The organism is Flavobacterium columnare NBRC 100251 = ATCC 23463 (assembly GCF_002530675.1).
Lineage (GTDB): Bacteria > Bacteroidota > Bacteroidia > Flavobacteriales > Flavobacteriaceae > Flavobacterium > Flavobacterium columnare.
In genome coordinates this window covers 1-14014 of sequence record NZ_PCMX01000048.1, presented here as the reverse complement: position 1 = coordinate 14014, position 14014 = coordinate 1, and the positions used below count along the sequence as shown (strand labels likewise).

Sequence of the window (14014 nt, the reverse complement as noted above, 5' to 3'; positions counted from 1 at the left end):
ACAACTTTTTGACTTGAGCCCTAAGATGACCCATTTCATAAAAGAAAAACTATAATTTAAATATTTTACTAACCAAAAACTATAAAATGAGCGAAACAGCAAAACAAGGACATCCTAAAGGACTGTATTTCTTGTTCTTTACAGAAATGTGGGAACGATTTAGTTACTACGGAATGAGAGCTATTTTCATTCTATTCATGACCAAAATCTTATTAATGAAAGATGCGGAAGCCTCTGAAATTTACGGAAGCTATACAGGACTTGTATATTTAACTCCTCTCTTAGGAGGATATCTTTGTGATAAATTCTTAGGGAATAGGAGAAGTATCATGATTGGAGGATTACTAATGGCTATTGGTCAGTTCTTCATGTTTTTAAGTGCCACAACCGGTGCTAACGGAGGCGTTGCATTAATGTGGTTAGGACTTACTGCTATTATTATTGGTAACGGTTTTTTTAAACCTAACATTTCAACTATGGTAGGTCAGTTATATCCCGCAAATGATCGTCGTATTGATAGTGCTTTTACTATTTTTTATATGGGAATTAACTTAGGAGCATTCTTTTCTCCTTTAGTGTGTGGTTCGATGGATTTCAAATGGGGATTCTTAGCTGCTTGTATTGGTATGTTTATGAGTTTAATATTTTTTGCATTATTTCAAAAAAAATATTTAGTTTCTGAAGAAGGAAAAGAAATAGGTCTGCCCGTTAAGCAATTAGATATAAAGAACATTTTATATATAATAGGATCTATTGGTATTGTTTTTTTCATGCTTAACTTCAAGCAATTATTCAATACAGATACGGATATTATTGGCTATTTTATTTATGGTTCAATGGTAGTAATGCCTTTAATTATTTTAACAGATAAAAGCTTAACAAGTGTAGAAAGAAATAGAATTTTAGTAATTTTTATTTTAGCTTTCTTCGTAATCTTTTTCTGGGGTGCTTTTGAACAAGCAGGAGCTTCTTTAACCCTTTTTGCTGACAGACAAACCAACCGAAATTTGTTAGGATGGGAAATGCCAGCATCTTATTTCCAATCTGTAAATCCTCTAGCTGTAATCTTATTAGCTCCAGTAATGTCAATCGTATGGGGATTTTTATACAAGCGTAATGCAGAGCCTTCTTCTCCTAAAAAAATGGCATTAGGTTTAACATTGGTAGCTTTAGGTTATGGCGTAATTGCTATAGCTGTTAAAGGTCTTGGAATGGATGAAAAAGTTTCTATGTGGTGGCTAATTGGTTTATACATCATTCACTCAATTGGCGAATTATGTCTTTCTCCAATTGGTTTATCTATGGTATCTAAATTAGCTCCTTTAAGATTATCTTCTTTATTAATGGGAACCTGGTTTTTAGCAAATGCTGCCGCAAATAAGTTTGCTGGTACTTTATCTTCACTAATACCACCAATACAAGAAGCAGGATCAACAGAGCCATTAGTCTATCCTTCATTCTTAGGGTTTCAAATCACTAATTTATATGAATTCTTTATGCTATTCATCATTATGACAGGTATAGCAGCAGGTATTTTATTTATATTAAGTTCTTGGTTGCAAAAGATGATGCAAGAGGATCATAAAGACGAGATTGACTTATCTGTAGAAAATAGATAATTTATTAAAATATTTTATATCTTTCAAGCCTGTAACAAAATTGTTGCGGGCTTTTTAAATACTAATTCACATGAAAAATAAACACCCTAAAGGATTATTATTTTTGTTTTTTACTGAAATGTGGGAACGTTTTGGTTATTATCTGATTATTGGCATCTTTGTCTTATACATGATTGATCCTACTACTACAGGAGGATTGGCTTTTAGTGATAAACATGCAGATGATATATTTGGCAGTTTTATAGCATTAACCTATTTAACTCCTTTTTTGGGAGGGTACATGGCTGATCGTTATTTAGGTTATTTTAAATCTGTATACTTAGGTGGCACCCTAATGGGACTAGGATACATAGGATTGGGGTTTCAAGACCTAACTACGTTTTATATTTCAATGGCATTAATTGTTATTGGAAACGGATTCTTTAAACCAAGTATTTCTACTTTGGTTGGAAACTTATATACTGATGAAAAATATATTGCAAATAAAGATGCTGGATATAATATTTTTTACATGGGAATAAATATAGGTGCCTTCTTATGCAACATCATAGCTGCTTTTATGCGTAATCAGTACGGATGGAGTGCTGCATTTATTACTGCTGGTATTGGAATGTTTTTAGGTTTAATTATTTTCACATTAGGGAGAAAACACCTAGAGCATGCAAACATTACGAAACCTGTTCAAGAAGGTGATATATCACTAGCTAGTATTTTAGGAAAAGTATTCTTACCAGCTATTATATGTGGGGCTATCGGTTGGATAATTCCTGGTAATATTTTTAAATCAGATTCTACAGATGCTTTTATTTTTGCTTGTATACCTGTTATTATCTTTTATGTTAGTTTGTATCTAAAAGCTAACTCTGAAGACAAACGCCCTTTAGGTGCCCTACTTGCCATTTTTGCCGTAGGTATGTTATTTTGGGCTGTCTTTAAACAAAATGGAACAGCCTTAACACGTTGGGCAAATTATTATACTGATAGACAAGTTACAGGTTCTACTGAAAAAGTCTTATCTTCTATTTATCTAGTAGATCAAAAAGATTTTGCGACAAAAGAAGTTCAAAAATACGATCACCAATTCCAAGCACAAAAAGATGAAAATGGCGATCCAATTAAAACACAAGGAAAGGATGTTTATTTTCAAAATGAAGCTCCAGAAAAACTAGCTGAATTAGAAAAAAATCCTAATCAAAAAATCTCCCTTATCAACACTGAATTATTTCAATCCGTAAATCCTGGATGGATTATCTTACTTACTCCAGTAGTAGTTGGTTTTTTTGTTATGCTACGTCGTAAAAACAGAGAACCAAGTACTCCTTCTAAAATTGTACTAGGACTGTTTATCTCATCCCTTTCCTGCTTGGTTATGGTAGCTGCTGTATATGCTGGAAGTAATGGTTCTATAAAAGTATCTCCTTTATGGCTAGTAGGTACTTATGGTGTTATTACCATCGGTGAACTTTGCCTATCCCCTATGGGATTATCTATTGTATCTAAATTAGCCCCACCAAGACTTACAGCCTTAATGATGGGAGGATTCTTCTTATCTATTTCTATTGGCAACAAACTTTCAGGTGTGTTAGCTAGTATGTGGTATGATTATGAAAACAAAGCTAATTTCTTTATTGTAAATATATTATTATTATTATTTGCAACTATATTAGGGCTATCCATCCTAAAAAAATTAAATGCTGTTATGAAAGAAAAAGGAATGAACTAATTTCAATCTTAAACTATGTCAACAACAATAGAAGAAATTCAAAATTTTGAAGGAAAATACCCTAAACAATTGTGGTATTTGTTCACAGTAGAAATGTGGGAACGCTTTTGTTTTTACGGTATGCGAGGTGTGCTTACTTTTTTTATGGTAGACCAACTATTACTTAAAGATCATGCTGCAAACCTACAATATGGTGCTATTCAAGCCTTTGTTTATGCCTTTACCTTTATTGGAGGTATTTTTGCTGACAAAGTTTTAGGTTTTAAAAAATCTCTTTTCTTTGGAGGTATTGTAATGATTTTAGGAAACCTTCTCATTGCCTTTTCTCCACAGCAAATGTTCTATTATGGCATTGCCTTTTCTATTATAGGAACTGGTTTTTTTAAACCTAACATATCCTCTATGGTTGGGGAACTATATGATGAAAAAGATCCTCGGAGAGATGCAGGATACGGTATGTTTTATGCAGGAATTAACATTGGGGGGCTTCTAGGAGGTGCTTTATGTATCTATTTAGGCAAGTACCATTCTTGGACTCTCTGTTTTTTAGCAGCAGCCGTTGTAATGATAGCTGGTTTGATTACCTTTTTATTTACAAAAAAACATTTAGGTCCTATTGGTGATTCTCCACTAATAGGATTGCCTGACAACAAAAGAAAAATACGAGAAATATCCGTATATTTAGGATCACTACTTAGTATTCCTTTTATCTACAGTATGGTTATTAATACAGACTATACGGATTATTTTATGTATACAATTGGAATTATTGCTATTGGCTATTTTGTATATGAATTAATAAAGCTAGGGGATTCCAGTTTACAAAAAAAATTAATAGCTGCTTTTTCATTTATTTTTTTCTATTTTCTTTTCAATGCAATCTATGAACAAAGCGGTGGATCATTATCCTTATTTGCTAAAGATAATTTAAACAACAACCTATTTGGTTTTACGATAGATCCTAACGTCGTAAATAACAGTTCAAACACTTTTTTTGTTATCCTTTTGAGTCCTCTTATAGGACTCCTATGGTTAGGATTATCTAAAAGAAAATTAGAACCCAATACACTGATCAAATTTGGTATTGGTTTTTTATTCCTTTCGGCTTCTTTTTATCTTTTTTATTCAACGAAGTTTTTTGCGGACTCTAATGGAGTTGCTTCATTAAATGTGTTTACTTTTGCCTATTTTATTACAACCATAGGCGAACTGTGTTTAGGCCCAATAGGTATGTCTATTATCACCAAATTATCTCCTAAAAGGTTGTTTGGCATGATGATGGGATTATGGTTTTTAGCCAGTGCTTTTGGACAATTAGCGGCTGGAAAGCTAGGTGCTGAAATTTCGCAATCAAATACAGGAACCACATTAGCCTCAAAGCTACAATCTTACACAGATGGGTATTATACATTGGCCTTATATGCTCTAATAGCAGGGGTGGTTTTGATAGTTATTTCACCATTAATAAAAAAACTAATGCAAGACGTGAAATAATTTCATAAATTCGGCATTATTTTTGCTGTTAAGAACGTAAAAAACAAACATGAAGAGAACTTTACTCATATTATTATTCACCATTAGCAGTTTTAGCTTATATGCCCAAGATATCAATTGGTTATCTCTTGATGATGCCTTAGCAAAACAAAAAAGAGTTGCTAAACCTATTTTCTTGAATGTTTATACTGATTGGCACACTCCTTGTAAAATGATGGATAAGGGTACTTTTCAAGATGCTGATGTAGCAGAATACATCAATCGAAATTACTATGCCGTCAAATTTAATGCCGAAGGAAATTCAAGAATAAACTATATGGGAAATTCTTTTGACAACCCAAATTATGATCCTGAACGAAAAGGACGCAATAGCACACATGAATTAACTAAATATCTTAAAGTTCCTAGTTATCCTACTCTTTATATATTAGATACTCGAGGCAATATAAAAGAAGTAATCGAAGGGGCTAAGGACCCTACCGAATTATTACGAATTTTAAAAAATTAACCCTATGAAAATTACAAAAATAATATTCGCTACACTTTTATCATTCTTTATTATGAGTTTTGTCCTAAAACCAACAGAAGATAAAAATTTAGAATGGCATACCGATGTAAAAAAAGCAGTCGCCTTATCCAAAAAACAAAACAAACCATTATTCTTCTTTTTTACAGGTAGCGATTGGTGTGGATGGTGTATTCGTTTGCAAAAAGAAGTTTTTAAAACCCCTGAATTTGAAAAATGGGCAAAAGAAAATGTAGTTTTAGTAGAATTAGATTTTCCAAGAAGAACAGAGCAACCAACTGAATTAAAAACTCAAAACGCACAATTACAACAATTATTTCAAGTTCAAGGTTACCCAACAGTATGGTTTGTACAAGCACAAGAAAAAGAAGGAAAAATAAATTTCCAACAATTAGGCAGTTCCGGCTATGTGGCTGGTGGTCCAACCGTATGGATAGAGGGTGCTAATAAAATTATTAACAGTTACACATCTAACAAAAAACAAAAAAAATAAATTCTTACTCAATTATACAAGATCCCTTTTCAAATGTATTATGAAAAGGGATTTTTCTTTTTAAACAAGTTTTTTGAAAGCATTTTACATAACTCTTAAAATTAGACCCATCAGCTATAATCTTTTGAGGATGGTACATAGCTATCACGCGCTCTAAATTTATTCTAGGTGAATTTGATACTATCAAAAAATCCACCTTTACTTTATTTCGTATACAATCATCCGAATCAATAAGTAATACTTTTTTACCTGAAATCCAAAAAACACATTGCTTTTTATTTTTTTTTACTAACTTTTCATTAACCGTTTCCACCTGATAATCATTCAAAACACGTTCTAAATAACTTCCTTTTCTTATTGCACTATCACTATAGACAACAGTTGTACCGTTTTTACTAACACCTATCAACTTTTGTTTAGGCAAATGAAAAACAATAAGTTTCTCCTGATAGCTTGCTCCTATTTTTTTTAATAATAAAACAGATTGAAACAACAATAAAAACCCTAAAAAGAACACTATTTTTGTAAAACTAGGTTTTTGCACCCAAATAAAAAATGTTATAATAATTAGATAACTCACAAGCATTAAATCAAAAGAAAAAGGGATTCCTTTCCATATACACTCTTCAAAAGAGGCAATACTTTCTATTATAGTATTCATTACTTGAATCATTTTCACTAAAACCCAGATAAGGCCTTCGAAGGTTCCATCTATATAAGCTAACAAAACAACCAATACTCCTAAAGGCATGATGATATATTCTAATAGAGGTATTACTAAAAGATTGGCAACAAAAAACAAACCTGGGATTTGATGAAAGTAATACAAACTTAATGGCAGAGTTCCTATTTGGGCTACGAGAGAAACAACAAATAATTTCCAAAAAAAGTTCAAAACTTGATTACTTGGATTCCATAATTTAATTACAATAGGTTGCATACTTACAATAGAAAGAACAGCCAAATAACTAAGTTGAAATCCAATATCAAAAAGAAAAGCAGGCTGAACAATTAGAATAATCAATACAGAGGCAGCAAGTGTATTATATATATTAACTTGCTTTTTACTGCTTGCTCCAATTCCAATTATACTAAACATAACTGTAGATCGTACAACAGATGCTGCTAGACCTGCTACAAAGGCAAATCCCCATAATCCTAATAAAAGAAAAAACAGCTTAAGCAAGCTGTATCTTTTATCCTTCAAAAAAACAGTCAAAATAAAATCTAATAAAAGATAAAGAATACCTACATGCAAACCGGATATTGAAAGTATATGTATAACCCCAGCATACTGATAATTTTTTATTAAATGTTCATCTATTCCTTGTTGTTGACCAATAACTAAAGCGGTTAAAACAGCCAATTCTCTTTCGGGGAAACCATTGTTTTGCAATGTATTTATAATCCGATCTCTAAATCTAGCAGTATAATAACGAATAGATTTGGCTGAGGTCTTTAATACTTTAAAATCTTCCTGTTCAGCATATAACTGACCGTATATATTTTTCTTTTTAAGATAAGACGCATAATCAAATTGTCCTGGATTGAGTGTTGATTGAATCGGATGTATCATACCTCTTATTAACAATACAGCACCTACAATTAATCTAGGGTTCTTTTTCCCTTCCTTATTCACATTCAAAATTATCTTACCTGAACATGGTTTTTGATTCACAGATTGAATAGAAATCACATATCGCTGCTTAGTGGAAGTACTTTTTAAACGTTCATAAACCACTGCTTTTATACCAATCTTTTTATCATACCCATTAAGATGAGTAAAATGACTCAATCTAAAAGAATCTTGATGAAGCATAGAAATTAAAACGCCACTTACCGTAAAAACCAATGAAATAAGAATTGAAATACCTAATTGATCTTTTCTTTTTTTATAAAAACCAACCGAAAGGAGTAAACTCCCTAAAACTAAAAAGATCCAAACAGAAATTAATACAAGAAAATGAAATATAAAAAAATGAAACAGTACAATCCCGATAATAAACCAAAAAACCGACTTTATTAATGGAAATTGATACAGTTTCATTTCAAATAATAATTAAATTAATTTTCTTTATCTGTAAAATAACATCTATTCTTTTAGAATTTTAATGTTTTTATTTATCCAAAGCACCATAAAGAAACTGTTTTTTTTTAGAAACACTTTCTACTATCAATTGGGCTGTGTTCATACTAGCACCACTTCCCCCTAAAATTGTTTCTAATACCTCATAAGAGGCTAACATTTTCTGTCGTCCATTTCCTTCTAAAATTTGTTTTAATTCTTGTTTGATTCTATCCGAATTGCATTCATCTTGTATTAATTCTGTCACCACAGGTGCATCCATAATCAAGTTCACTAAAGATATATATTTCAGAGTAATAATCCGCTTAGCTATTTGATAAGAAATAACACTTCCCTTATACAAAACGACTTCTGGCACTTTAAACAAAGCCGTTTCTAAAGTAGCCGTTCCTGAAGTTACTAAAGCAGCAGCTGAAATACTTAATAAATCATACGTTCTGTTAGGGATAAATTGAATAGATTGTTTATCTATGAATTTTTCATAAAAAACAAATTCTTGACTTGGAGCTCCTGCAATTACAAATTGGTACTCTGGGAAATGGCTAACCACTCCTAACATTTCAGAAAGCATCTTAGTAATTTCTTGTTTTCGGCTTCCTGGCAGCAATGCAATAATTGGCTTTGAGGATAAATTAAATTCTTTCCTAAACGAAAATTCATCCGTTTTCGCCCTGTTTTTAATAGCATCCAAAAGAGGATGCCCTACAAAGTGAACTTCATAGTTGTGCTTTTTTTCATAAAAGTCTTTTTCAAAAGGCAATATTACATACATTTGGTCTATATCCCTCTTTATGGCATGAATTCTACTTTCTTTCCAAGCCCAAATTTGAGGTGAAATATAATAGTGCGTGGCTATTCCTAACGCTTTTGCCCATTTGGCAATTCGCATATTAAATCCAGGATAATCTATAAAAATAATAGCATCTGGTTTAAAATTAGAAATATCTGTTTTACAAAATTTAAGATTTTTTAGTATTGTATTTAAATTCATTATTACTTCTATGAATCCCATAAAAGCCAAATCACGATAATGCTTTACTAATACACCTCCAACTTGTTGCATTAGATCACCTCCCCAAAAACGAATATCTGCACTAGAATCCTCTTTATAAAGTGCTTTCATTAAATTGGCTCCATGTAGGTCTCCAGAGGCCTCGCCTGCTATAATATAATATTTCATCTATACAAAAAGTGTAAAAATTGCTAGAAGGATAGTAGCCAAAACCACTCCTCTAGCCATTAATTCTTTATTTAACTTTAACAATCCAAAAAAGGCAACCATATTAAGTATTGCTCCAAGAGTAATTATTTTACCTAAGAAACCCAACGATTTCATTTGAGTAATTCCAGCACCAAAACTATAATTTGTAAAAAGTTCAAAGAACAAAAAAACACCTATAAAAGTAGATAAAAAGCCTATCAAAGTTCCTTTTAACAATTCTATTTTATTCATCCCATTTCCAATTATTAAGTTCTTGAATAGCATGATAAGCTGTTAAATCAAACTGAATAGGCACAATAGAAACATATCCATTAGCCAATGCCCATTCATCTGTATCCTGACCTACATCTTCACAAACAAATTCACCCGCTAACCAGTAATAGTCTTTTCCAAAAGGCGATTGTCTTTTATCAAATTTTTCAACCCATTTAGCCTTTGCTTGGCGTCCGATTTTGATTCCTTTTATATCAGGAGCGGGTAATTTGGGAAAATTGACATTTAAAACAACTCCTTTAGGCAATCCATTCTGTAAAACCTGCTGGATAATTTTTACAACATAAGGTTTAACAGCACTAAAATCAGCATTCCACGAAAAATCACATAAAGAAAAACCTATAGAAGGAATTCCTTCTATTCCTGCTTCTATAACCGCGCTCATCGTTCCTGAATAAATTACATTAATAGCAGAGTTAGATCCATGATTAATCCCTGACACACATAAATCAATAGACTCATTGATTATTTCATTTTTTGCCAGCTTGACACAATCAGAGGGTGTTCCTGAAGTTGTATATTCTAGCACTTCTGCTCCATCAGCAGATATTTTATTTAAGTACAAAGTACTATTTACGGTAATTGCATGGCCCATCCCGCTTTGAGGACTGTCAGGAGCTACTACAACTACATTTCCTATTTCTTTAACTATTTCTACTAATTTTTGTATGCCAGGAGCGGTGATCCCATCATCATTAGTTACTAATATAAGTGGTTTTTTCATTTATTTAAAACATAAAAAAGTCTTGCTAAAGTAAGGAATTTAAATTGTTCTAACTAATTTTGTAGCTTTAACAAAAAATTATACCATCAATTTTATATTCGCATAATTTTTTATGTATTTTAGTATTAGATATGGATACAATCTGGACATTTATGAAAAAGAATTACAAATTATTACTGCTCATAGTAGCGGTATCAGCTGTATTATGGAGTTTTAAACCAAAATTTAAAACTGAGGACCCAGAAAAAGATCGAGTTCTACTAGACGCTATTGTAAGCGTATTAGAAGTTTATCATTACTCCCCCGCTACTATCAATGACAATTTCTCAAAAAATGTATTCGAAAATTTTATTGATGCTTTAGATCCTTCTAAACGTTTTTTTATAGAATCAGACATTCGTGAATTTAAAAATTTTGAGTATCAAATTGATGACATGATACAAGCTCGAAATCTGAGTTTCTTTAATCTTGTCTATGAAAGGCTTCAAAAGAGAATGAACGAAGCCAAAGTAATTTACAGAGCTTTGAACAATAAACCTTTCAACTTTAATACAGATGAATCTATAGACATTGATTCTGAGAAGATTGAATTTTCAAAAAATTATAATGAATTAAAAAACAGATGGCGATTACAAATTAAGCTTTCTACACTAGCTTCTATTGTAGACAAGCAAAAGTTAGAAGATGAAAAAAAAGCAAAAGACCCTAACTATACTGCCAAATCATTTGAACAATTAGAAAAAGAATCAAGAGAATCAGCCATAAAAAATTTAGATGATTATTTTGATTTTGTGAGTGATTTAGATCGCGAAGATTGGTTTGAGGTATACTTAAATTCAATTGTAACGCAGTTTGACCCACATACTTTTTACTTTGCTCCAGAAGAAAAAGAAAAATTCGACATAAGTATGAGTGGCAAACTAGAAGGTATTGGTGCTCGTTTACAGAAAAAAAATGATAATACTGAAATTTCCGAATTAATATCTGGAGGCCCTGCATGGAAAAGTAAAGAATTAGAACCAGGTGATGTAGTTTTAAAAGTTGCACAAGGCAATGGCGAACCTGTAGACGTAGTTGGAATGCGTCTTGATGACGTGGTAAAAAAAATAAAAGGGCCAAAAGGAACAGAAGTTCGTCTAACTATCAAAAAGACAGATGGCACAATCAAAGTAATACGTATAATACGGGACGTTGTTGAAATAGAAGAAACGTATGCTAAATCAAGCATCATTGAAAAAAACGGAAGAAAATTTGGACTGATTCATTTACCTAAATTCTATATAGATTTTGAAAACGATGATAATCGTGATGCGGCTAAAGATGTAGAAGCAGAAGTTCTAAAATTAAAAAAAGCAGGTGTCGAAGGTATTGTTATGGATTTACGAGATAATGGAGGAGGTTCTCTAAAAACAGTTGTAGATATAACAGGATTATTTATTGATCAAGGTCCTGTAGTTCAAGTTAAATCATCTGGACATAAAAAAGATGTTTTATCAGATCATAACAACAAAGTTCAATGGAATGGTCCTTTAGTAGTGCTTCAAAATAACTTTTCTGCTTCCGCATCAGAAATATTTGCGGCAGCAATACAAGACTATAAAAGAGGTATAATTTTAGGCAGCAAACAATCTTTTGGCAAAGGAACTGTTCAAAATGTTTTTGATTTAAATCAATTGAAAACAAAATTTAATCTTAATTTTAATATGGGAGCTTTAAAAACTACCACCCAAAAATTCTATAGAGTAAATGGTGGCTCTACTCAACTAGAAGGTGTTACAAGCGATGTGGTTTTCCCTGATCGTTATACTTATATCAAAATAGGCGAAAGAGATGAGAAAAAAGCTTTACAATGGGACAAAATAGACCCTGCTAATTATCAATTAACAAACAGCATAAGCAATTTTACTACCGTAATAGCAAATAGCCAAAAAAGAGTTATCGAAAATCCTCAATTTAAGCTAATAGACCAAAATGCTAAATGGATTAATGAACGAAAAGATGAAAGTATGGTTAGCCTAAAGATGGATAAATTTATTGCAGAACAGAAAAACATAGAAGAAGCAACCAAAAAATTCAAAGAAATCACAAAATACAAAAACAGTTTAGCCGTAAACCACCTAGGTGAGGAAAATGAATTAATGAAAAAAGACACTAATTTTGCTCAAAAACGCAAAGATTGGTTTGAAGCTATTACAAAAGATGCCTATATAGATGAAGCAGTTAATGTTTTAAGTGAAATTAAAAGTCCCTCATTAACTAAAACATCCTCTGCAAAAAAAACAAAATTAGTTGTAAAATCATAAAATAAGATGTAACAACACGAAGAGGCTCCTTTTAAGGGAGCACCGAAAAAGTATTCTTAAATTATTAAAGGAGTAGAGAATTGATTTTCTCTACTCTTTTTTTGTATTTCCGATCCTATCAAAAAAACCCAAACACCGTTCAAAAACAAATACACAGTCTTTTAATAGCACATCTATAAAAACAACAATCTTTCTATTCGTATTCTTTTTAGTACAATACATAAAACTATCTATTTACATTACCTTACGGTTACCCTGAGGATTAAACACTTTTCCTCAATTCAAAACTACAATTGATCCAATAATACTTTAATATTTCGTAAAAGGAGGTTTAAAATTATAAATCACGCTAATTGTATTATTAGATACAGGGTTTTTGTAGAGAATAGCATAAAAACCCTCCAGTCAACAATAAAATTCAGTTTTTAAATTGTTAAATTTTACAAGAATTTAAGCTTATTAAGCAATACAAAAATAAAGATGTTAAAAAAAACAATAAATCAAAAAAAATAAACACTTTTGGTTATAAATAAACAAAAATTCGTGTTTTTTGTTTATTTAACATTTTATTAAAACAACAACACTGTATATTTGTAAAACAGATAACAAGGAAGTTATTTAAAACTTAAAAACGGGAGGAACTAGGAAATGTAGTAAAATCATGATGATGACCTCTAAAATTATCTTTTAAAATTTATAAAAAATAAAGCAATAGGTTATTTCTTTTTTTATAAATATATTTTTTAGAGATACCCTTTATAGAAATAAGCTTCCTTAAAAATTACTTATTATTAATTTAATTTCAAAAAAATGAAAAAAATTTTTTTAACTTTAGTAGTAGTTTCTTCATTATTTTCATGTTCAAAAGATGAAGTAAACGAACCGAAATCAGTTCAATCGGTAAAAGTAAATTCACAAAGAGTGAATGATCCTCTATTTGGCAAGGTCTTTTATAATCAAGAAGGAGATCTAAAATTAAGAATACAGATACTTCCTGGAAACCCTCAAAAAATAAGCATAGCTTCTGCCGAAGATAGTAAAGATTATTTCATTCTTAAAAATGCTGAAGCAATGTTTGTACCAATTAATCCAAAATTTGATGTCTATTATTTATCTAAAGCTGAAAAATTTATGAATACTGCTGAAAAAACTCCGTTTATTAAAAAATTCAACGATATATTGATACCAGCAACTAATCAAAGTGGTTATGGAGCTGCTAGATTAGATATAGCAAAAGATTTATCTTCTGTTGTATTGAAAGGTGAAGAAGATTCAATTATTACATTCACAAAATTATAATTAATTATTTTTAACAATTAATATATCTTATTCTATTTTAAGGTAAAAAACAATAAGTTATAATTCAATTTAAGCACCTCTAAGAACTTTTCTTCTTAAAAAATAAAAAGTTCTTAGAGGTTTTTCACATATTCTTTAAGTTATCTATTAGAATATTTAAATTTTAAAAATACTATAAAAAGCTTTTAGCCTATTATTGATTTAATTAATTCTCAGCTATTTTAATCAATTCTTCCATTTTTTGCCTTAAGT

General features: G+C 30.9%; 11 protein-coding genes. 7 read left to right on the top strand and 4 right to left on the bottom strand.

The window, feature by feature from the left end; all coding sequences use genetic code 11:
- Positions 1-86 precede the first annotated feature (86 nt).
- The 5 genes from B0A78_RS07365 to B0A78_RS07345 all read left to right on the top strand — a co-directional run bounded on the left by B0A78_RS07365 (position 87) and on the right by B0A78_RS07345 (position 5855).
- Positions 87-1619, top strand: a complete 1533-nt coding sequence (locus B0A78_RS07365; RefSeq protein WP_014164957.1) for a peptide MFS transporter — start codon at positions 87-89, stop codon at positions 1617-1619.
- A 70-nt stretch (positions 1620-1689) separates the two neighbouring features.
- Positions 1690-3342, top strand: coding sequence for a peptide MFS transporter (locus tag B0A78_RS07360; protein ID WP_014164958.1), 1653 nt, complete (start codon positions 1690-1692; stop codon positions 3340-3342).
- 15 nt (positions 3343-3357) lie between these two features.
- Complete coding sequence (locus tag B0A78_RS07355) at positions 3358-4836, top strand: peptide MFS transporter (protein ID WP_014164959.1); 1479 nt, start codon at positions 3358-3360, stop codon at positions 4834-4836.
- 49 nt (positions 4837-4885) lie between these two features.
- Positions 4886-5344 (top strand): thioredoxin family protein, encoded by a 459-nt coding sequence (locus tag B0A78_RS07350; RefSeq protein ID WP_014164960.1) that lies wholly within the window; start codon positions 4886-4888, stop codon positions 5342-5344.
- 4 nt (positions 5345-5348) lie between these two features.
- Positions 5349-5855, top strand: a complete 507-nt coding sequence (locus B0A78_RS07345; protein WP_014164961.1) for a thioredoxin family protein — start codon at positions 5349-5351, stop codon at positions 5853-5855.
- 4 nt (positions 5856-5859) lie between these two features.
- Here B0A78_RS07345 and B0A78_RS07340 read toward each other — a convergent pair whose 3' ends face one another.
- The 4 genes from B0A78_RS07340 to surE all read right to left on the bottom strand — a co-directional run bounded on the left by B0A78_RS07340 (position 5860) and on the right by surE (position 10160).
- On the bottom strand, positions 5860-7902 hold the full coding sequence (locus B0A78_RS07340; protein WP_065212990.1) for a ComEC/Rec2 family competence protein: 2043 nt from the start codon (positions 7900-7902) through the stop codon (positions 5860-5862).
- A 70-nt stretch (positions 7903-7972) separates the two neighbouring features.
- The gene (gene lpxB / locus B0A78_RS07335; RefSeq protein ID WP_065212989.1) at positions 7973-9121 is read right to left on the bottom strand and encodes a lipid-A-disaccharide synthase; all 1149 of its coding nucleotides are present in this window, start codon (positions 9119-9121) and stop codon (positions 7973-7975) included.
- Complete coding sequence (locus B0A78_RS07330) at positions 9122-9394, bottom strand: hypothetical protein (protein ID WP_014164964.1); 273 nt, start codon at positions 9392-9394, stop codon at positions 9122-9124.
- Positions 9387-10160 (bottom strand): 5'/3'-nucleotidase SurE, encoded by a 774-nt coding sequence (gene surE, locus B0A78_RS07325; RefSeq protein ID WP_065212988.1) that lies wholly within the window; start codon positions 10158-10160, stop codon positions 9387-9389. The genes B0A78_RS07330 and surE overlap by 8 nt, the downstream gene beginning before the upstream one ends.
- A gap of 131 nt (positions 10161-10291) precedes the next feature.
- On the opposite strand from surE, the gene B0A78_RS07320 reads away from it, so the two are divergent.
- Both B0A78_RS07320 and B0A78_RS07315 read left to right on the top strand, forming a co-directional pair.
- Positions 10292-12463 (top strand): carboxy terminal-processing peptidase, encoded by a 2172-nt coding sequence (locus B0A78_RS07320; RefSeq protein WP_065212987.1) that lies wholly within the window; start codon positions 10292-10294, stop codon positions 12461-12463.
- Between the two features lie 810 nt (positions 12464-13273).
- Positions 13274-13762 (top strand): hypothetical protein, encoded by a 489-nt coding sequence (locus tag B0A78_RS07315; RefSeq protein WP_065212986.1) that lies wholly within the window; start codon positions 13274-13276, stop codon positions 13760-13762.
- The last annotated feature ends 252 nt before the right edge of the window (positions 13763-14014 follow it).